Origin of the sequence: Duganella flavida, from assembly GCF_009857445.1 — a bacterium.
Lineage (GTDB): Bacteria > Pseudomonadota > Gammaproteobacteria > Burkholderiales > Burkholderiaceae_D > Rugamonas > Rugamonas flavida.
The window spans coordinates 1-259 of record NZ_WWCN01000075.1 but is presented as its reverse complement, the minus strand read 5'-3'; the positions used below and the strand labels follow the sequence as shown (position 1 = coordinate 259).

General features: G+C 52.5%; 1 tRNA gene and 1 rRNA gene. Both read left to right on the top strand.

Going from position 1 to position 259, the window contains the following annotated elements:
• Window positions 1-100, top strand: a 16S ribosomal RNA gene (locus tag GTP46_RS29270); the annotation flags it as partial.
• A 77-nt stretch (window positions 101-177) separates the two neighbouring features.
• Window positions 178-254, top strand: a tRNA-Ile gene (locus GTP46_RS29265).
• Window positions 255-259 lie beyond the last annotated feature (5 nt).

The window sequence follows — 259 nt, the reverse complement described above, 5'->3', positions numbered from 1 at the left end:
CTTAACCGCAAGGAGGGCGCTTACCACGGTAGGATTCGTGACTGGGGTGAAGTCGTAACAAGGTAGCCGTATCGGAAGGTGCGGCTGGATCACCTCCTTTCTAGAGTTTGCAGGTTCTTCGGAACATATCAAGCGCTCACACTTATCGACTGTAACGAATAGAGAACAGCAAATATTGGGGCTGTAGCTCAGCTGGTTAGAGCACCGTGTTGATAACGCGGGGGTCGTTGGTTCGAGTCCAACCAGCCCTACCAGTTGC